Raw genomic sequence first — 19,443 nt, 5'->3', positions numbered from 1 at the left:
TAGGCAGCGCTCAACCGGCGTGGGGGTGCGGCGACCGAGTGTTCACCGGTCGTTCATCGGCGGCGATCCAGCTGGCGAGCAGGCCGAGCGCGCGTTCGCTCGCCGACCCCGGTTCGGCGTGGTAGATCACCAGGCCCTGGTCCGGGTCGTCGGGCAGCCGCAGCGTCTCGTACCGCAGCCGCAGCTCGCCGACGACCGGGTTCAGCACCACCTTCCACCCCTGGGCCTTTTCCCGCACCGCGTGCTCCGCCCACAGCGCGCGGAATTCGGCACTGCCCCGCGAAAGCTCGTCGACCAGCCGGGCGAACTCCGGGTCGCCGGGGTGCTTGCCGCCCTCGGTCCGCAGGTTCGCGACGACCTCACGGGACACCGTGTCCCACTCCGGGTACAGCTCCTTCCCGCGGTCGCCGAGGAAGGACAGCTTCGCGATGTTGCGCTCTTCGAGCCGGGCGAAGTCGAAGGCGACCGCGCCGCCGAGCGCGTTCCAGGCCAGCACTTCCAGGTAGCGGCCGAAGACGAACGCGGGCGCCTGGATGGCGTCCAGCAGCTGCTGCAGCTCGGGCCGGACCCGCCGCGGCGCCGTCCTCTCGCGGCGCTTCGGCCCGGCGAGGTTGTGCAGGTAGGACTCCTCGCCGGGGCCGAGGCGCAGCGCGCGGGCCAGTGCGTCGAGGACCGCGTCGGAGACGTTCTTCGCGCGGCCCTGCTCCAGCCGGGTGTAGTAGTCGACGCTGATGCCGGCCAGCTGCGCCAGTTCCTCGCGCCGCAGGCCCTTGACCCGCCGGTGGCTGATCCCGGGCGGCAGGCCCAGGTCGGCGGGGTCGAGGGCGGCGCGGCGCGCCTTCAAGAAGGCGCCCAGTTCGGCTGCGTCACTCATGCTTCCAGTATCCGCGCCGGTCACCGGCCGCCGCGGGCCATGCGCAGCACGTCGAGAGCCTCGTCCAGCTGCTCTTCGGTGAGCTTCCCGTCGCGAACGTACCCGCGCTCGATGACGACCTCCCGGATCGTCTTCAGCTCCTTCAGCGCCTGCTTCGCGACCGCCGCGGCTTCCTCGTAGCCGATGTACTTGTTCAACGGCGTCACGATCGACGGCGAGCCTTCGGCGTAGGTCCGCGCGCGTTCGGTGTTCGCCGTGACGCCCGCGAACACCTTGTCCGCCAGCAGCCGCGCGACGGCCGCGAGCAGCCGGGCCGATTCGAGGACGTTGCGGGCGATCACCGGCAGGTTGACGTTCAGCTGGAAGTTGCCTGCCGCGCCGGCGAACGCGACCGCCGCGTCGTTGCCGATCACCTGCGCGACCACCTGCAGCGTCGCCTCCGGGATCACCGGGTTCACCTTGCCCGGCATGATCGACGAACCCGGCTGCAGGTCCGGCAGCGCGAGTTCGGCGAGGCCGGTGCGCGGCCCGGAACCCAGCCAGCGCAGGTCGTTGGCGATCTTGTTGAGGGACACGGCGACCGTGCGCAGGTGCCCGGACGTCTCGACGACGCTGTCCTGCGTCGCCTGCGCCTCGAAGTGGTCGCGGGCCTCGGTCAGCGGCAGCCCGGTCACCGTGGCGAGTTCCGCCGCGACCGCCGAGCCGAAGCCGTCCGGCGCGTTCAGGCCGGACCCGACGGCCGTGCCGCCGATCGGCAGCTCGCCCAGCCGCGGCAGGCCCGACTTGAGCCGTTCGACGCCGAAGCGGATCTGGGACGCCCACGCGCCCGCCTCCTGGCCGAGCGTGATCGGCACCGCGTCCATCAGGTGCGTGCGGCCGGACTTCACGACGTCGGCCCACTCGGCCGCGCGGACCTCGATGGCACCGGCGAGGTACTCGAGCGCGGGGATGACGTCCTTGGTGACGGCCTCGGTCGCGGCCACGTGGATGGTCGTCGGGAAGGTGTCGTTCGACGACTGCGACGCGTTGACGTGGTCGTTCGGGTGGACGTCCCGGCCGAGAGCGCGCGAAGCCAGGGTGGCGATGACCTCGTTGGCGTTCATGTTCGACGACGTCCCGGACCCGGTCTGGAAGACGTCGATCGGGAAGTGCGCGTCGTGGGCCCCCTCGGCGACCTCGTCGGCGGCGGCCGCGATGGCGGCCGCGACGTCGGCGTCGAGCACGCCCAGCCGGCTGTTCACCCGCGCGGCCGCGGCCTTGAGCAGGCCGAGCGCGCGGATCTGGGCGCGCTCCAGGCCCCGGCCGGAGATGGGGAAGTTCTCCACTGCCCGCTGGGTCTGCGCGCGGTAGAGCGCGTCGGCGGGCACGCGGACCTCGCCCATCGTGTCGTGTTCGATCCGGAATTCCTGATCAGCCATGACACGATTCTGGCCCGGTTCGCGCGCGGCCGCGTGGTGGCGTCGCCCACCCTCGGCGTCCCGCGACGCTAGGATCGGCTGTGTTCTCGATCACTGCCATCCACCACTGGCTGGAGCGAGCATGACTGACGTTGCTGGGGACCCCTACGACCTCGTCATCATCGGCGCGGGGCCGACGGGCCTGTTCGCCGCCTACTACGCCGGGTTCCGCGGCCTGTCGATGGCGGTGGTCGATTCGCTGCCCGAGCCCGGCGGCCAGGTGACGGCGATGTACCCGGAGAAGATGATCTACGACGTCGGCGGGTTCGCCGAGGTGCGCGGCCGCGATCTCGTCGAGGGCCTGGTGAAGCAGGCCGCGCCGTTCAAGCCGAAGTACCTGCTGGGACGCAAGGCCGAGAAGCTGGAGCCGCTCGATGACGGCGTCGAGCTGACCCTCGACGGCGGCGAAACGCTGCGCGCCCGTGCCGTGCTGATCACCGCGGGCATCGGCGAGTTCACCCCGCGCCCGCTGCCGGCCGGCGACGGCTGGCTCGGCCGCGGGATGGTCCACTTCGTCCCGTCGCTGCGGGCGCACGCGGGCCAGCACGTCGTGGTCGTCGGCGGCGGCGACTCGGCGTTCGACTGGATCCTCGCGCTGCACCCGGTCGCGGCGAGCGTGACGCTCGTGCACCGGCGCGCGAAGTTCCGCGCCGCCGAGTCGATCGTCCGGCAGGCGCGCGAGCTCGGCACCCGGATCATCACCGATGCCGAGGTCACGCGGTTCGTCGAGGCGCCGGACGGCACGCTCGAAGCCGTCGACGTCTCGATCAAGGGCGCGGGCGAGGAGCGGCTCCCGGCCAACGCCGTCGTCGCGGCGCTGGGGTTCACCGCCGACCTGGGCCCGATCGAGACCTGGGGCCTGGAGATCCACCACCGCGCCATCGCCGTCGACTCGACGATGGCGACCGCGCGCGAGCGGGTCTACGCCGCGGGCGACGTCGCCGCGTACCCGGGCAAGGTGAAGCTGATCGCGACCGGCTTCGGCGAGGCCGCGACGGCGGTCAACAACATCGCCGTCGCGCTCGATCCGGAGGCCCACCTGTTCCCGGGCCACTCCAGCAACGCCGAGTAGGTCAGCCTTTCGTCTTCTCCGCGATCCACGGGGCGTAGGCGACGACGGAGGTGTAGATCGACGGCGCCGTCGCGCATTCCGGGTCGTTGTTGCCCGGGCGGCTGGTGACGCCGACGAGCAGCCAGCGGCCGCCGTCGCGCACGATCTCGGGACCGCCGGAGTCGCCGAAGCACGCGCCGGCTTTGCCACCCGGGTTGTCGGTGCACAGCTCGGCCGTGCCGTCGAACCCCGACGTGCACTTCGAGCCTTCGACGATCTTCGTGTCGAGCTGCTGCAACGTCGTCGGGAGGCCGCCGCAGCCGACCTTCGGGCAGGTCTGGCCCCAGCCGACGATCCGGGTGGCGGTGCCCGGCGACGCGGCCGTCGCGAGCCCGATCGGCACGGTCGTGACCGGTGCCGTCAGCCGCAGCAGCGCGATGTCGCCCGCCGGGCTCTCGGTGTTGAACGCCGGGTTCACGACGATCCCGGCGAGCTGGGCGACCTCGCCGCCCTGACCCACGTCGTTCGTGCCGGTCCGCAGCGAGATGTCGGCCGGGGTCTTGCCGAACGCGCAGTGCGCGGCCGTGACCACCCAGGTGGGCGTGATCAGCGCGCCCCCGCAGAAGAGCTTGCCCGACGCGGTGTGCAGCGACACCGTGAACGGGTACGGCTGGTCCGCGGCGACGCCCCCGACGATGGCGGGAGCGGCCGCGGCCGTGCCGGGGACCAAGGCGGCGAGGATCAGGGCCAGCAGGGCCGGCAGTCGCCGGGTCACGGAACTCCTTACGGCAGCGGGGGCACGACGTCGTCGTCGGGCGCGTCCAGGTGGCCGTCGAAGTTGACCGAGGAGTACGCCCGCAGCTTGTTCAGCCGGTGGTAGCCGTCGATCATTCTGACGGTCCCGGACTTGGACCGCATCACGATCGACTGCGTCGTCGCCCCGCCCTCGCGGTAGTGGACGCCGCGCAGCAGGTCGCCGTCGGTGACGCCGGTGGCGCAGAAGAAGACGTTGTCGCCGCGCACGAGGTCGTCGTTGAGCAGGATCCGGTCGAGGTCGTGCCCGGCGGCGAGGGCCTTCTCGCGCTCGGCGTCGTCCTTCGGCCACAGCCGGCCCTGCAGCTCGCCGCCGAGGCACTTCATCGCGCAGGCCGCGATGATGCCCTCGGGGGTGCCGCCGATACCGATCAGCATGTCGACGCCGGTGGTCGGGCGGGCCGCGGCGATCGCGCCCGCGACGTCGCCGTCGGAGATGAACCGGATCCGCGCGCCGGCGTCCCGGATCTCCTTGATGATCCGCTCGTGCCGCGGCCGGTCCAGGACACACACGGTGACGTCGCTGACGCTGCTGTGCTTCGCCTTGGCGACCCGGCGGATGTTCTCCGCGATCGGCGCGCCGAGCTCCACCTTGCCCGCCGCGTCCGGCCCGACGGCCAGCTTTTCCATGTAGAACACCGCGGAGGGGTCGAACATCGCACCGCGCTCGGCGACCGCGAGCACCGCGAGGGCGTTCGGCATGCCCTTGGCCATCAGCGTGGTGCCGTCGACCGGGTCGACCGCGACGTCGCAGTCCGGCCCGTCGCCGTTGCCGACCTCTTCGCCGTTGAACAGCATCGGGGCTTCGTCCTTCTCGCCCTCGCCGATCACCACGACCCCGCGCATCGACACCGTCGAGACGAGCTGGCGCATCGCGTCGACGGCCGCGCCGTCCCCGCCGATCTTGTCGCCGCGGCCGACCCAGCGGCCGGCCGCCATCGCGGCGGCTTCGGTCACCCGGACCAGCTCCATCGCGAGGTTGCGGTCGGGCGCTTCACGACGACTCTCTGCGGCGGACATCATTGCCTCCCGGATGGTGGAACTGGCGGGTCAACAGTCTGTCAGAAACCCGCCCGGTTTCCAGATACCGTCGGCATGGCCTAGCTCACTGCTCGGAGTCGTCCTCAACGGACGCGAGTGCCGCCTCGACGCGTTCGCGTGCGCCCTCGAGATGGCGCTCACAAACCTTCGCGAGCTTCTCGCCCTTCTCCCACAACGCGAGCGACTGCTCGAGGGAAAGCCCGCCGGCCTCGAGCTCGCGGACGACCTCGACGAGGCGGTCGCGAGCCTGCTCGTAGCCGAGTTCCTCGCTGGTTGTCTCACTCACGCTCGGTGTTCTCCGACCTTCCGGGCTGGCACGCTGTTCGCGCACACTACCGCGCTGGCCATGGCGTGGTCGTACCCGACGAACGCCAGGGCGAACTCCTGGCCGTCACCGTCGGCGATCGCCTCTTCGAGGTTCTCCTGCGCGCCGGCGACGCGCTTGCGGTGCCCGGCGCCGTCGGCGAACCACCATCGCGAGCCGACCTGCATCGACGTCGCTTCCGACAGCCGCCGCAGCTGCGGCCCCAGGTCGCGGCGGGCGGCGGTGCCGCAGCCGGCCAGCAGGGCCGTCCAGCACTCGGCGGCGGCCCGGTCGGTGCGCACCGCCTGGTCCAGCAGCGGACGCGCGCCCAGCTGCCGGGCGGCGTCCACGGTGAGCGGGAGGAACGTCACCTTCACTCCTGCTCTCCTTCCGCCACCGCCTTGATCGCGCCGTCGCCCACGCGCACGCGCAGCCGGGCACCGGCCTCGACATCGGAGACGGAGCGGAGTACCTGGAGGTTGCCTTGCGCGTCGACGAACTGCACGACCGCGTACCCGCGGGCCAGCGTCGCGGCCGGCCCGAGCGCGGTGAGCCGGGCGCGGGAGTTCGCGATCTCGGCCTGGTCCTTGGCGAGCAGGCTCAGCATGGCGCGGCGGGCGCGTTCGCGGTGGACGTCGACGTCGTCCTGCCGCCGCTGGATCGGGCCCAGCGGGTCGGCCAGCGACGGGCGGCTGCGGATCTGGTTGAGCAGCCGCGCCTGCGTGTCGACCCAGCCGTGCAGGGCGCGGCGCCCGCGGTCGCGCATCTGCCGGACCCGCTCGGTCTCCTCGCGGAGGTCGGGCACGATCCGCTTGCCGGCGTCGGTCGGCGTCGAACAGCGCAGGTCGGCGACGTAGTCGAGCAGCGGTGTGTCCGGCTCGTGGCCGATGGCGCTGACCACCGGCGTGCCCGCGGCCGACACCGCGCGGCACAGCGCTTCGTCGGAGAACGGCAGCAGGTCCTCGACGCTGCCGCCGCCGCGGGCGATGACGATGACGTCGATCTCGGGGTCGGCGTCGAAGATCCGCAGCGCGCGCATGACCTGCGGTACCGCCTGTGAGCCCTGCACGGCCGTGTTGAGCACCTTGATCCGGACGTGCGGCCACCGCCCCTGCGCGTTGGCCAGGACGTCCCGCTCCGCCGCCGACGCGCGGCCGGTGATCAGCCCGACGCCCTTCGGCAGGAACGGGATCGGCCGCTTGCGCTGCGCCGAGAAGAGGCCTTCGGCGGTCAGGAGCTTCTTGAGCCGTTCGATCCGGGCCAGCAGCTCGCCGATGCCGACCGCGCGGATCTGGTCGGCGCGCAGGCTGATCGTGCCGCGGCCGAAGAAGTACGACGGCTTCGCGTGCACGACCACGCTCGCGCCCTCCCGCAGCGGCGGCTCCATTTCGCGGATCAGCCAGTTCGGGCAGGTGACGGACATCGAGACGTCCGCCGAGGGGTCACGCAGGGTCAGGAACGCCGTCTGCGTGTTCGGGCGCGAGCTGACCTGCGTGACCTGGCCTTCGACCCAGACGGTGCCGAGCCGGTGGATCCAGTCGCCGATCTTGCGCGCGACGGTCCGGACCGGCCACGGCGATTCCGCGGTGCTCGCGGGAGCCGGGGCGGACTCGGTGCTCACCGGCCTTCCGCACCGTCTTCCTTGTTCTGCTCCGTCTTGCGGGCGTTGGCGATCCGGCGGGAGAGCATGCCGGTGAACGACGAGCGGTCGGCGTGGGCGCGTTCGTACTCGAGGATGGTCTCGAGCTGGTCGATCGAGAGCTGGCGCAGCCGGGCCCGCAGCTGCGGGAGGGTGAGCTGGTCGTAGCCGGTCAGCCCGGCCGGGCCCTCGTACCCCGCGGCGCTGGTCCTCGGCGTCTCGTTCTTGGTCTTCTTGTCGATCTTGGGCGTACCGGGCTTCGGCTTCTTCGGCGGTTGGTCTTCGCTGTCGTTCTCGCCGTCGGCGTGGTCCTCGGCGAGCGCGCGTTCTTCTTCGGCCCACGGATCGCCGAGCTCGGCCTCGAGTTCGGCCGCCGACGGCACGCGGCCGTTGATCTCCGAGCGCGGTTCCGGCACGTCGGCGACCGGGGCGCGGTCCGGGCGGGCGGGCTTCACGTCGGCGTCGGTGTCGGTTTCGGCGTTGGTGTCGGTGTCGGTGTCGGCGTTGGTGTCCTCGTCGAACGTCGCCCAGCTGGGGGTGTCCTCGATCGGGCGCAGGCTCGAGAGGGCGTTGTCGCCCTTGATCGCCAGCTCGGTGACGTGCTGCTGCACGCGCATGGAGGCCTGGAGCACCTGGCTGACCACGGTCACCGGGAGGCCGGCCAGCTGCCGGGGAAGTTCGCGAACCCGCTCGGCGGTGGAGACGGCGAGGCCCGCGGCGACCCGGAGGGGGAGCGGGAATGGCTTCATGGGTCCCAGCCTGCCCCATGACCGGCCGTCCTGCCCAACCGGAAGGGCGCAGCGCGTGACCGGCGGCACAGCCCGGCCGGGGGACGAAGCTCACCCGAAAGGGACTTCGAGTTCGTCTCGGGGCTGCCCGTACCCTGGGTGGCATGAGTGCAGCGAGTCCCGGAATCGAGCCCGCGGGTACCCCCACGATCACCGGAACCGCTTCCGGCAAGCGGGTGCTGCTCGCCAAACCCCGTGGTTACTGCGCGGGTGTCGACCGCGCGGTGATCGCCGTCGAGAAGGCCCTCGAGGTCTACGGCGCCCCGGTGTACGTCCGCAAGGAGATCGTGCACAACAAGCACGTCGTGGAGACGCTGCGTGAGCGCGGCGCGATCTTCGTCGACGAGACGTCCGAGGTGCCCGAAGGCGCGCTCGTGGTGTTCTCCGCCCACGGCGTCTCGCCGATGGTGCACGCGGAGGCGGCCGAGCGGAACCTGCGCACGATCGACGCGACCTGCCCCCTGGTGACGAAGGTGCACAAGGAGGTCAACCGCTTCGCGAAGGACGACTACGACATCCTCCTGATCGGCCACGAGGGCCACGAAGAGGTCGAGGGCACCGCCGGCGAGGCACCGGACAAGGTCCAGCTGGTCGACAAGGCCGAGGACGTCGACAAGGTCGACGTGCGCGACCCGTCGAAGGTGATTTGGCTCTCCCAGACGACGCTGTCGGTCGACGAGACGATGGAGCGCGTGGACCAGCTCCGCGAGCGCTTCCCGAACCTGCTGGACCCGCCGAGCGACGACATCTGCTACGCGACGACGAACCGCCAGGTCGCGGTCAAGGCGATGGCCGCCGAGTGCGACCTGGTGCTGGTGGTCGGGTCGACGAACTCGTCCAACTCGAAGCGCCTGGTCGAGGTGGCGCTGAAGGCCGGCGCCCGCGCGTCGTACCTGGTGGACTTCGCGCGCGAGGTCGACGAAGCCTGGCTGTCCGGCGTAACGACGGTCGGCGTCACCTCGGGTGCCTCGGTGCCGGACGTCCTGGTGATGGAGCTCCTGGACTGGCTGGCCGAGCGCGGCTACGGCGACGTCAACGAGGTCACGACGGCCAACGAGAAGATCTCGTTCGCACCGCCGAAGGAACTGCGCAAGGTCTGAGCCACCGTGTCGACCCCCCAATCACGCGTGTCGACCCCCCAATCACGTGTGATGACTCTCCAATCACACGTGATGCCTCTAGGCGCACGAAAACGGCGGTCACCTCGGGTGAGGTGACCGCCGTTCGTCAGCGTTCTTCTTCGTCCCAGGGACGCTTCTGGCGCGGCGCAGCGCCTCGCCCGCCGGACGGGCGCCGGGGAGGCGGGGTGTCCCGGCCGTCCTCGGGCGGGCGGGGACGGCGTCGAGGAGCGTCACCGCGCGGCTCGCGGCGGCGCGGTTCGCTCTCTTCCGGACGCGGTGTGCGCCGGGTGGCCGGCGGCGGCTTGCGCGTGCCACGGGTGCCCGGGTCGCGTTCGGCGGGAGCGCGGGAGGTGCGGCGTTCGCCGTCGGCGGGGGGACGCGGCCGCCGTGGCGGTTCGCCGTCCCGCTTCGGCCGGGCGCCCGACGGGACCGGGGTCTGGCCGGTCCGGTTCGAACCGGCGGGCCGCGGACGCCCACCGGCCGCCGCCCGCGGCGACGGCTTCTCGTCGTCCTCGTCGGCCGGGCGGGACTTGGCCTTCTTCGGCGCGTCCGGATCGCGTTCGCGGAAGATCCGGACGAAGCCGATCAGCAGGGTGATGCCGGTGGTGATGGCCATCGTGGGGAAACCGTTGATCAGCGGCGTGCCGATGTTCAGCGCCTTCGACAGCATGTCGTCGCCCTGGGAGCCGGACGTCAGCAGGATGACGCCGGGCACGGTCACGGCCAGCACGAGCGGCGGCATCACCATGGGCCCGAACAGGCCCCGGCGCTTCACGGCGCAGACCGCGATGACGGCCCCGGCGACGTAGCAGACGGTGAAGATCAGCGGCAGGCTGCCCTGGCTGGGCTTGCCGAGGACGGCGCCGACGATCGCCAGGCCGAAGCCGACGAGGACCGCGGCCCACCAGGGCAGTCCGCGCCTCGAACCGACGACAGGACGCTCATCCCACGCAACGGGGACGTCGTCGGCATCTGGATCGCTCTGGCGATCGCGAATCGCGGTCACAGGGCAACACCGTATCTCGTGGTTGTGAAGATCTCGCCAGCACCGCCGCCGACGTGGGCCGACAGCCACCCGCGGGCACGAACCGGTGGCGCGCGGTGACACCCCGGACGGGCCGGCGGCCCGTGAACCCCAGGGTCCTCCGCGAGCGGGGCGGACGCCAACCCACGCCCGGCGAGGCTCCCGCCGGCCGCCCGTCGAGTGCGCTCGCCGCGAGGCTCGCCGGTGGTCAGGTGCGGGACATCGAGCGACGATCACCGCAGTTCAGACGCACGCTCGACGCGCCAGCCGGCTCCGCAGGTAGGCGACCGACCGCCTGGGTGCGCGAGCCGCGGCCTCGCGATCCCTGCGCCGCCGCGGACCCCGGCCGAACCCGCCCCGGAACCCTCGACCGCGACCGATCCTCAACTCGCCGCCAGCTCGTCCCCCTTCCGCACCGACGGCAGGGCCGCCGGGCTCCCCGACGCCTCCGTCAGCGGCCCCACCGTCGCCCGGAACGTCTCCAGCGCCTCCAGCTCCCGCCGTCGCGCCGACAGGAACCGCTGCAGGTGCGTGCTCGACAGGTTCAGCGCCTCCACCGCGCCGCCCGCCGCCCGGTGCGCCGCCGCCGCTCCCGTGCGGACCTGCTCCACGTCCGCCTCCAGCGTCCGGTCGCTCGCCGCGAACAACGCCGCCGAGGCCAGCACCCCGAAGCCCGTCGGGCCGCACAGGAACACCCGGCGGTCGATCAGCCAGCGCAGCAGCTCCGGGTCCGTGTCCAGCGCCGCGACCACCGCCGCGTCCGAGGGGACGAACATGATCGTGCCGTAGATCGCGTCCGCCCAGCGCTGGTAGCCCTTGCCCGCCAGCTCCGCCGCCCGGGACCGGATCTGCCGCACGTGCGCGCGCAACGCGTCCAGCCGCTCGTCCGGGTCGTCCGTCTCCACCGCCTCGGACCACGTCGCCATGCTCGCCTTCGCGTCGACCGGGACCGTGCGGTCGCCGCCCACCCGCAGCACCATGTCCGGCTTCGCCGAACCGCCGCCGCCCAGGTCCGTCTGCAGCGTGAAGTGGAGGTCCTCGCGCAGCCCCAGCGCCCGCGCCGTCTCGACCAGCACCTGCTCGCCCAGCTCGCCGCGCCCGCTGATCGAGGCGAACGCCACCTCGTAGCGCCGCAGCGCCAGCTGCTGCTGGTCCGCCTTGGCCCGCTCGGCCGCCACCAGCCGGGCCGCCGCGTCCGCCCGGCGCATCCCGTCCTGGTACAGCCGCCACAGCAGCGCGACGGCGAACAGCAGCAGCACCGCGAGCACGATCGCCGCCGTGGTCAGCACTGTCGCCACTTGATCCCCTCCCACCGAACTCCGAACCCTCAACGCCGAGCTCGCAGACATCATGGCGGACAGCACCGACAAAAACCGCACCCGATCCGTCGCTCTGGGTAGCTGACCTGCGAACACTTCGATTCCGCGCAGGGCGTGTCCGATCCCGCACGCTCGTGTTAGTACACACGTTCGAGTGAGCCGGCGGCGTGCCTGCGCGATTTCGTCGGAGCCGGGTCGTACCTTGGCCCCCGTGAGATTCCTGCACACCTCCGACTGGCACGTCGGCCGCACGTTCCACGGCGCCGACCTGCTCGCGGAACAGGAAGCGGTGCTCGGGCACCTCGCCGACCTCGTGGCCGGCGAGGCGATCGACGCCGTCCTCGTGGCCGGTGACATCTACGACCGCGCGGTCCCCTCGGCGGAGGCCGTGCGGGTGGCCACGAAAGCCGTCGCCCGCATCCGCGCGGCCGGCGCCCAACTCGTTGTCACACCGGGGAACCACGACTCGGCGCCCCGCCTCGGCGCCTTCGCGGAGTTCGCCGCGGCCGGCGGCCTCCACCTGCGCACCACCGTGGCCGGGCTCGCCGAGCCGGTCCTGTTCGAAGACGCCCACGGCCCGGTCGCCGTCTACGGCATCCCTTATCTGGAACCGGAACCGGCGCGCCACGCGCTCGGCGTCCCCGACGCCCGCGGCCACACCGGCGTGCTCACCGAGGCCATGCGCCGGATCCGCGCGGACCTGGCCACCCGGCCCGGCGTCCGGTCCGTGGTCCTCGCGCACGCCTTCGTCACCGGCGGCGAACCGACCGAGAGCGAACGCACCATCGCGGTCGGCGGGGTCGAGCAGGTGCCCGGCTCGGTCTTCGACGGCGTCGACTACGTGGCCCTCGGCCACCTGCACGGCCCGCAGACGCTGGCCGAGCACCTGCGGTACTCCGGCAGCCCGCTGGCGTACTCGTTTTCCGAAGCGCGCCAACGCAAATCGGTCTGGCTGGTCGACCTGGACGAACGCGGCCTGGCCGAGGCCCGGCGCCACGAACTGCCGGTGCCGCGCGCCCTCGCCACGCTCACCGGCGAAATCGAGGACCTCCTGCGGGACCCGGCGCACGACGCCCACCTCGGCCACTTCCTCTCGGTCACGGTCACCGACCGGGTGCGCCCGGTCGACGCGATGCGGCGGCTGCGCGAGCGCTTTCCGTACGCGGTCCACCTGGAGTGGGCGCCCGCGGGCGGGCACGCCGGCGCCCCGCTGCGCTACTCCGACGCCGTCCGCGGCCGGTCCGACATCGAGGTCTCGCGCAGCTTCCTCGACGACTGCCGGGGCGCTCCGCCGAGCGAGCGCGAAGAGCGGCTCCTGTTCCAGGCCCTGGAAGCGGCCGACCGGGGGGCCCTCGCGAAATGAGGCTGCACAGGCTGGAGGTCGAAGCCTTCGGGCCGTACTGCGCACGCGAAGTGGTCGACTTCGACGTGCTCGGCGCCGACGGTCTCTTCCTCCTGCACGGCGAAACCGGCGCGGGCAAGACCACGCTGCTGGACGCCATCGCGTTCGCGCTCTTCGGCGTGGTCCCCGGCGCCCGCAACGAGGCCAAGCGGCTGCGCTGCGACCTCTCCGAGCGCGACCAGGTCACCGAGGTCGCGCTGGAGCTCACCGTGCAGGGGCACCGGCTGAAGATCGTGCGCAACCCCGAGTACCAGCGGCCCAAGCGGCGCGGCGAGGGCACGACCACCCAGCAGGCGCGGGTGTCGCTGAGCTGGATCGGCTCCGCGCCCGCCGGGCTGGCGCCGGAGGGCCTGATCCGGATCGAAGAGGTCGCGCGCACCGTCGAGCGGCTGCTCGGGATGACCGCGGCCCAGTTCTTCCAGGTGGTCCTGCTGCCGCAGGGCGAGTTCGCGCGCTTCCTGCGGTCGGACACCGCCGAGCGCGAAAAGCTGCTGGAGCGGCTGTTCGGCACCGAGCGCTTCGCCGACGTCGAACGCTGGTTCGCCGACCTGCGCGCCGAGCGCGGCCGCGAGCTGGAGGCGAGGCAGCAGGACGTGCGGGAGCTACTGGCCCGGTACGCGCAGGAAGCCCAGCAGGAGCCGCCCGAAGAGGACGTGGCCGAGTGGGTCGATGCCGTGCTCGCCGAGTCCGCCGCCCGCGTCGGGCAGGTGACGGCCGAGGAGGAGCGGGCGCGGTCGGCCGCCCAGCGGGCGGACCTTTACCTGCAGGAAGAACGCGCGGGCGCGGAGAAGATCCGCCGGGTCCGCACCGCCCACCTGCGCCTGCTCGAGATCACCGAACAGGCGCCGCAGCGCGCCGAGTGGGCGCAGGAGGTCGCGGCCGCGCGGCGGGCGGCGGGTGTCGCCGTGGAGGCCGACCTGCTGGACCGGCGGGCCGCCGAACTGACCGAGGCCGAGCAGGCGGAGAAGGAGCGCGGTGCCCGGCTGCGGGAGTTCGGCACCCGGGCGACCGGCGACCTGAAGGCGCGGGCGGCCACCGCGCGCGAAGAGGCGGGCGCGGTCGCGGAGCTGGTCGCCGAGGCCGAGCAGCAGGAGCTCGACGTCATGCGGCGGGACGACCGGAAGCTGGCCGCCGTCACGGCCCGGCAGCAGGTCGAGGAGCTGACCGCCGAGCTCGCCGCGATCCCCGGCCAGCTGGCCAAGCTGCGGGCAGACGCCCTCGAAGCCGCCGAAGCCGAAGCGAAGCTCGAGGGCGCGAAGGCGAAGGTGGACGAGCTGCGCGTCTTCGCCCGCGAGGCCGCCGAACTGCCCGAAGCACAGGCCAAGGTCCTGCGGGGCGAGGCGAAGCTGCGCGAAGTCGTCGACGCGCACCAGGCGGCCCGGCAGCGCCGGCTCGACCTGCGCGAGCGGCGGCTGGACGGCATGGCGGCCGAGCTGGCCGCCGCGTTGGGCGACGGCGCGCCGTGCCCGGTGTGCGGATCGGCCGAGCACCCGGCGAAGGCGAACCGGGACGTCGAGCTGGTCGACCCGGCCGAGGAACGCGCGGCCGAGGAGGCCGAGCAGGCGGCGGACGTGCTGCGGCAGCGGGTCGTCGTCGCGCTGGAGGAGGCGAAGGCGCGGCTGGCCGGGTTGGTCGAGCGGCTGGCCGGGCGCACGGCCGAGTCGATCACCGCCGAGCTGGCGGAGGCCCGCGCCACCGTGGCGGCGCTGACCGGGCAAGCCGCCGGCAAGGCGAAGCTGGGCCAGCAGACCGTCCTCCTGGAGCGCGACCTGGAAGCGCGTACCGAGCGCCTGCGCCGGGCCGAACAGGCGGCGACCGAAGCCACCACCGACGTCCGCGCCCTGGAGGAGCGGCTGGCCGAGCGCGAACGCCGGCTGGTCGCCGGCCGGGGCGAGTTTCCGGACGTCGGTGCGCGACGGCAGCACCTCCTCGGCCTGGCCGAGGCCCTGGAGGCGGTCGCCGAGGCGCGCACGGCGGTCGTCGGTGCCCGGGAGCGGGTGGCGGAGCAGAAAACCCTGGTCGAGGCGGCGGTGCAGGCGAAGGGATTCACGTCGCTGAAGAAGGCGCGGGCCGCGATGCTGCCGGACGAGCAGATCGAGAAGCTCGAGCAGGGCATCGCCGAGGCCGAGGCGGCCGCCGCGGGCGCGCGGGCGCTGCTGGCCGAGCCGGACCTGTTCGGCATCTCGCCGGGCGACGTCGCGGACGTCGGCCGCGCGGCCGACGCGGCCCAGCTGGCCCGGGCGCGCGCGGATTCCGCGTACGCGGCGCTGCGGGTGGCCACCGCACAGCACGACGAACTGACCCGGCTGGCCGGCCTGCTGCGCCAGGCGCTGGCCGGGCTCGCGCCGGCCGAAGCGGAGTACGCCGAACTGCGGGCGCTCTCGGAGGTCGTCAACGGGCGCGGGCAGAACAGCCGCAAGATGTCCCTGCGGTCGTACGTGCTGGCGGCGCGGCTCGAGGAAGTCGCCGTCGCCGCCACGCACCGGCTGCGCACGATGAGCCAGGGCCGGTATTCGTTCGTCCACTCGGACGCGGCCGGGGCGCGCGGCACCCGCGGTGGGCTCGGCATCGACGTGCTCGACGACTACTCGGGCACCATCCGCCCGGCGAAGACGCTGTCCGGCGGCGAGTCGTTTCTCGCGTCACTGGCCCTCGCGCTGGGGCTGGCCGACGTCGTCGCGGGGGAGACCGGCGGCGCGCTCCTGGACACGCTGTTCGTCGACGAAGGCTTCGGCACGCTGGACGCCGAAACGCTCGACGTCGTGATGAACATCCTCGACGAGCTCCGCGCCGGCGGCCGGGTCGTCGGGCTCGTGTCGCACGTCGAGGAGCTGCGGCAGCGCATCCCGACCCGGCTGCGGGTCCGCAAGTCCCGCACGGGCTCGACCCTGCAGGTGCGCGCCGGCTGACGACTCGGCCAAGATGACGGCATGACCGACCAGCCGCCGAACGGCCTGCCCCGCTACCGCCTGCTGACCGGCCCGGACGACGCCGGGTTCTGCCGCCGGGTCAGCGAGGCGCTGGAGCTCGGCTACCGCCTGCACGGGTCACCGGCGGCGACGTTCGACGGCAACCAGGTCGTCGTCGCGCAGGCCGTCGTGTGGCCCGGAGAACCGGGCTGAGAGGTACATCCCGGCGTAGGAACACCACGGCGTCCAGGCACGCGCCCGCTCCGGCAGCGAGTCCGGCGCGATGCCCAGCGCCTCGGCGCCGCCGCGGACCGCGGGATCCTCGGCGAGCAGGACGTCCGGCGCGCCGAGGACGCGCATGACGACGTAGTCGGCCGTCGACGGGTCGACGCCGGGGGTCGCCAGGAGCTCGGCCCGCAGCTCCGCCGCGTCCCGGCCGACGTGCACGTCGAGCCGGCCCTCCGCCAGCGCGGCGATCCCCGCGTGACCCGGCACGGCCTCGGCGACCTGGGCCGCGGTCGGGAACAGCCGCGAAACCCCCCACTCGCCCGGCACCTCGTCGCCCGGCGGCAGCGGGCCGCCGGCCAGGGCGCGCAGCAGCAGCTCCTCGCCGTCGACCGCGCCCGGCACCCGGATCCCCGGGACGGCCGCGACCACCGGCGCCAGCGCCGGGTCGGCGCCGAGGACCCGGGTGACCGCCGCCGGGTCGGCGTCGAGGTCGAGCAGCCGGCGCACCCGGCTGACCGCGCTGCCGAGGTCGCGCAGGTCGGTGAGCATCAGCTCGCACCGCACGTGGTCCGGCATCGGGGTCAACCGCACGACACCCGTGCCGTGGGCGAGCCGCAGGGTGCGCGCGTAGGCCTCCGGAGTGACTTCCTCGACGCCTGGCACGGCGTGGTCCGCGAAGAAGCGAAGCAACCCGTCAGCGTCGAAAGGCGGCCGGAACGGCAGCCGCAGGCTGAGCCGGGTCCCGGTGACGTCGGCCTGGCGCCCCCGTCGTGAAGCGGCGAAGGCGCGAAGCTGCGAAGGCGTTGTCGCGAACACTTCGCGGATCGTCTCGTTGAACTGCCGCACGCTGGAAAAGCCCGCCGCGAAGGCGACGTCCGTCAGCGGCAGCTCGGACAGCTCGATGAGCAGCCGCGCGGAGTGCGCCCGGTGGGCCCGGGCGAGCGCGAGCGGGCCCGCGCCCAGCTCGGCGGTGAGCACCCGGCCGAGCTGGCGTTCCGAATACCCGAGACGCCGGGCGAGGCCCGGGACGCCTTCGCGTTCCACGGTCCCGTCGGAGATCAGGCGCATCGCCCGCGCGGCCAGGTCGGCGCGCACGTTCCAGTCCGGCGAGCCGGGCACGGCGTCCGGCAGGCAGCGGCGGCAGGCGCGGAAGCCGTTGGCCTGCGCGGCCGCCGACGTCGGGAAAAAGCGCACGTTCTGCACCTTCGGCGTCGACGCCGGGCACGACGGGCGGCAGTAGATCCCGGTGGTGCGGACCGCCATGATGAACTGGCCGTCGAAGCGCGAGTCGCGGGCGGTGACCACGCGGTAGCAGCGTTCGGCGTCGCGCCAGAGCGCGAGCGTGTCGGTGACCATGGATCCCAGCATGTCAGCAGCTCAGCGGCCTCGCTGGCGGAAATCCGCCACGGCGTTGGGTGCGTGGGGCCCGGCCGGGTGAGCCACGTAGACTGCGGGGTCGTGAGCCTCACCCTCGGTATCGTCGGCCTGCCCAACGTCGGCAAGTCCACCCTGTTCAACGCGCTGACCCGCAACGACGTGCTCGCCGCGAACTACCCGTTCGCGACGATCGAGCCGAACGTCGGTGTCGTGCCGCTGCCGGACCCCCGGCTGGACAAGCTGGCCGAGCTGTACAAGTCGGAGAAGACGGTCCCCGCCGTGGTGTCCTTTGTGGACATCGCGGGCATCGTGAAGGGCGCGTCCGAGGGCGCCGGGCTGGGCAACAAGTTCCTGGCGAACATCCGTGAGGCCAACGCGATCTGCCAGGTCATCCGCGTGTTCGACGACCCCGACGTGGTGCACGTCGACGGCCGGATCGACCCGTCGAGCGACATCGAGACGATCAACACCGAGCTGATCCTCGCCGACCTGCAGACCCTCGACAAGGCGCTGCCGCGGCTGGAGAAGGAAGCGCGGACGAAGAAGGAGAACAAGCCCGCGCTCGACAACGCCCAGAAGGCGAAGGAAATCCTCGACGCCGGGCGCACGCTCTTCCAGGCGCAGAAGGAAGTCGACTTCGAGGCGCTGCGCGAGCTGAGCCTGCTGACGACGAAGCCGTTCCTGTACGTCTTCAACGCCGACGAGTCGGTGCTCACCGACGAAGCCCGCCGCGCGGAGCTGACCAAGCTGGTCGCGCCGGCGGACGCGGTGTTCCTCGACGCGAAGGTCGAGGCGGAGCTGCTGGAGCTGGACGACGAGGAGTCGGTGCGCGAACTGCTCGAGTCGGTCGGCCAGCCGGAGCCGGGCCTGTACTCCCTGGCCCGCGCGGGGTTCCACACGCTCGGCCTCCAGACGTACCTGACGGCGGGCCCGAAGGAGTCCCGCGCCTGGACGATCCCCCAGGGCGCCACGGCCCCCCAGGCGGCGGGTGTGATCCACACGGACTTCGAGCGCGGCTTCATCAAGGCGGAGATCGTCTCGTACGACGACCTGATGGAGGCGGGCTCCATGGCGGCCGCCCGCGCGGCGGGCAAGGTCCGCATGGAGGGCAAGGACTACGTCATGGCCGACGGCGACGTGGTCGAGTTCCGCTTCAACGTCTGAGCTCCTCCGCTGTCCACCCGGATCGTCCCCATTGGGCGAGCCGGGTGGTGACCGCTCGGTAACCGCCCCCACCGGGCCCCTCGGCCATTAGGATCGGCCGCCGCGTCGTCCGGTGGCTGGAGGGTTTTCACGATGGGGCAGAAAACGGCAGCGAACTCGGTGCCGCCGTGGACGCAGCGCGACGAAGTGCTGCGGTACACCTGTTACCTGGCCGCCCTGCTGGCCGGCGGGCACAGCACGCAAGACGTCCACGAGGTGCTGGCGCCCTTTCCGCCGACGATCGGCGGCGACGAGAAGTTCTGGGCCACCGGGCCGTTCGTGCTCTCCGACTTCCGGGCGCTCGGGGACGGCAGCTGGCAGGTCACCACGCCCTTCGTCTTCGGCACCGGCGCGGTGGGGCTGGGGCTCGTCGCCGGGTCGCTCGTCGGCGGGTCGATCGCCAAGTCGCGGGCGCGCCGAGCCGCGCACGCCGCGGCGGTTCCGCGCTGGGTCCCCATCGAGCAGGGGAACGTGTACTTGAGCCAGTACGGCTTCTACATGCACACCCCGAGCATCCTGCGCTGGCCGTGGACCGACCTTTCCGGTATGTCGGTCGTCGCGCCCGCAACCGTGCACTTCACCGGGAACAGCGAGCACGGCCCGATTTCCTGGCTGCTCCAGTCGGACTGGGCGGAACTGCTGTTCGTCTCGTGGGCGCTCGCGATCCACCCCCGCCACCCGCAGCTCGTGACCGGCGGGTGGCTGCCGCAGGGGTGGATCGAGCACGCCCGCTTCCACCAACGCGCCCCGCAGCCGGCGGCGGGTGCGGGCGTGCCGGGCATCGCCGCACCCGAGACGCCGGACCAGCGGGGTAGCGACTAGCCGAGCAGGCCCAGCAGGGCGATCGCGATCAGCACCACCGCGGGGGCGAGGGCGTTGATCCAGGCGCGCTG

The 19,443-nt window shown here is 72.8% G+C and carries 18 protein-coding genes; 7 read left to right on the top strand and 11 right to left on the bottom strand.

The features are described 5' to 3' along the window. Positions 1–10 precede the first annotated feature (10 nt). Together ACLJOU_RS32145 and ACLJOU_RS32140 are read right to left on the bottom strand one after the other, a co-directional pair. Positions 11–874 carry a helix-turn-helix domain-containing protein gene (locus ACLJOU_RS32145; protein ID WP_410572679.1) on the bottom strand — a complete coding sequence of 288 codons (864 nt, stop codon included), beginning with the start codon at positions 872–874 and terminating at the stop codon, positions 11–13. Positions 875–894: 20 nt separating this feature from the next. Continuing rightward, positions 895–2,292, bottom strand: coding sequence for a class II fumarate hydratase (locus tag ACLJOU_RS32140; RefSeq protein ID WP_410572677.1), 1,398 nt, complete (start codon positions 2,290–2,292; stop codon positions 895–897). Positions 2,293–2,413: 121 nt separating this feature from the next. Here ACLJOU_RS32140 and ACLJOU_RS32135 point away from each other — a divergent pair, with 121 nt between their 5' ends. After that, on the top strand, positions 2,414–3,403 hold the full coding sequence (locus ACLJOU_RS32135; protein WP_410572675.1) for an NAD(P)/FAD-dependent oxidoreductase: 990 nt from the start codon (positions 2,414–2,416) through the stop codon (positions 3,401–3,403). A 1-nt stretch (position 3,404) separates the two neighbouring features. Here the strand turns inward: ACLJOU_RS32135 and ACLJOU_RS32130 are convergent, their stop codons facing one another. The 6 genes from ACLJOU_RS32130 to ACLJOU_RS32105 form a co-directional block, all read right to left on the bottom strand. Continuing rightward, positions 3,405–4,157 (bottom strand): S1 family peptidase, encoded by a 753-nt coding sequence (locus ACLJOU_RS32130; protein ID WP_410572673.1) that lies wholly within the window; start codon positions 4,155–4,157, stop codon positions 3,405–3,407. Between the two features lie 8 nt (positions 4,158–4,165). Then, the gene (gene glpX, locus ACLJOU_RS32125) at positions 4,166–5,218 is read right to left on the bottom strand and encodes a class II fructose-bisphosphatase (protein ID WP_410572671.1); all 1,053 of its coding nucleotides are present in this window, start codon (positions 5,216–5,218) and stop codon (positions 4,166–4,168) included. Positions 5,219–5,300: 82 nt separating this feature from the next. Then, complete coding sequence (locus ACLJOU_RS32120) at positions 5,301–5,522, bottom strand: exodeoxyribonuclease VII small subunit (protein WP_410572669.1); 222 nt, start codon at positions 5,520–5,522, stop codon at positions 5,301–5,303. After that, positions 5,519–5,917, bottom strand: a complete 399-nt coding sequence (locus tag ACLJOU_RS32115; RefSeq protein WP_410572667.1) for a hypothetical protein — start codon at positions 5,915–5,917, stop codon at positions 5,519–5,521. Before ACLJOU_RS32115 ends, ACLJOU_RS32120 begins: the two co-directional genes overlap by 4 nt. Beyond that, positions 5,914–7,161, bottom strand: coding sequence for an exodeoxyribonuclease VII large subunit (gene xseA, locus ACLJOU_RS32110; protein ID WP_410572665.1), 1,248 nt, complete (start codon positions 7,159–7,161; stop codon positions 5,914–5,916). Before xseA ends, ACLJOU_RS32115 begins: the two co-directional genes overlap by 4 nt. After that, positions 7,158–7,928 carry a lipid droplet-associated protein gene (locus ACLJOU_RS32105; RefSeq protein ID WP_410572663.1) on the bottom strand — a complete coding sequence of 257 codons (771 nt, stop codon included), beginning with the start codon at positions 7,926–7,928 and terminating at the stop codon, positions 7,158–7,160. The genes xseA and ACLJOU_RS32105 overlap by 4 nt, the downstream gene beginning before the upstream one ends. 143 nt (positions 7,929–8,071) lie before the next feature. On the opposite strand from ACLJOU_RS32105, the gene ACLJOU_RS32100 reads away from it, so the two are divergent. Continuing rightward, a complete protein-coding gene (locus ACLJOU_RS32100) occupies positions 8,072–9,067 on the top strand; it encodes a 4-hydroxy-3-methylbut-2-enyl diphosphate reductase (protein ID WP_410572661.1) in 996 nt (331 codons plus the stop codon). A gap of 127 nt (positions 9,068–9,194) precedes the next feature. On the opposite strand, the gene ACLJOU_RS32095 is transcribed toward ACLJOU_RS32100, so the two are convergent. Further along, positions 9,195–10,094: a DUF6542 domain-containing protein gene (locus ACLJOU_RS32095; RefSeq protein ID WP_410572659.1), complete on the bottom strand. Its 900-nt coding sequence runs from the start codon at positions 10,092–10,094 to the stop codon at positions 9,195–9,197. 401 nt (positions 10,095–10,495) lie between these two features. Then, positions 10,496–11,410 carry a DNA recombination protein RmuC gene (locus ACLJOU_RS32090; RefSeq protein ID WP_410572657.1) on the bottom strand — a complete coding sequence of 305 codons (915 nt, stop codon included), beginning with the start codon at positions 11,408–11,410 and terminating at the stop codon, positions 10,496–10,498. A gap of 232 nt (positions 11,411–11,642) precedes the next feature. Between ACLJOU_RS32090 and ACLJOU_RS32085 the strand changes: the two genes are divergently transcribed. From ACLJOU_RS32085 to ACLJOU_RS32075, 3 genes are read left to right on the top strand one after another with little or no spacing between them, the layout of a single operon-like run. Next, on the top strand, positions 11,643–12,794 hold the full coding sequence (locus ACLJOU_RS32085; protein ID WP_410572655.1) for an exonuclease SbcCD subunit D: 1,152 nt from the start codon (positions 11,643–11,645) through the stop codon (positions 12,792–12,794). Next, positions 12,791–15,742 carry an AAA family ATPase gene (locus tag ACLJOU_RS32080; protein WP_410572653.1) on the top strand — a complete coding sequence of 984 codons (2,952 nt, stop codon included), beginning with the start codon at positions 12,791–12,793 and terminating at the stop codon, positions 15,740–15,742. The genes ACLJOU_RS32085 and ACLJOU_RS32080 overlap by 4 nt, the downstream gene beginning before the upstream one ends. Positions 15,743–15,763: 21 nt before the next feature. Next, the gene (locus ACLJOU_RS32075; RefSeq protein WP_410572651.1) at positions 15,764–15,955 is read left to right on the top strand and encodes a DUF1737 domain-containing protein; all 192 of its coding nucleotides are present in this window, start codon (positions 15,764–15,766) and stop codon (positions 15,953–15,955) included. Here the strand turns inward: ACLJOU_RS32075 and ACLJOU_RS32070 are convergent. After that, positions 15,881–17,338, bottom strand: coding sequence for a DNA-3-methyladenine glycosylase 2 family protein (locus ACLJOU_RS32070; protein ID WP_410572649.1), 1,458 nt, complete (start codon positions 17,336–17,338; stop codon positions 15,881–15,883). The two genes, ACLJOU_RS32075 and ACLJOU_RS32070, sit on opposite strands and share 75 nt — an antisense overlap. Positions 17,339–17,428: 90 nt before the next feature. Here ACLJOU_RS32070 and ychF point away from each other — a divergent pair, with 90 nt between their 5' ends. Continuing rightward, entirely contained in the window at positions 17,429–18,511 is a 1,083-nt protein-coding gene (gene ychF / locus ACLJOU_RS32065) for a redox-regulated ATPase YchF (protein WP_191314861.1), read from the top strand. A 132-nt stretch (positions 18,512–18,643) separates the two neighbouring features. Next, positions 18,644–19,372, top strand: coding sequence for a hypothetical protein (locus ACLJOU_RS32060; protein WP_410572646.1), 729 nt, complete (start codon positions 18,644–18,646; stop codon positions 19,370–19,372). Positions 19,373–19,443 lie beyond the last annotated feature (71 nt).

The sequence above is a fragment of the Amycolatopsis sp. cmx-4-61 genome, assembly GCF_046548775.1.
GTDB lineage: Bacteria > Actinomycetota > Actinomycetes > Mycobacteriales > Pseudonocardiaceae > Amycolatopsis.
The sequence above is the reverse complement of the archived record's forward strand: the minus strand, read 5'-3'. Positions and strand labels throughout refer to the sequence as shown.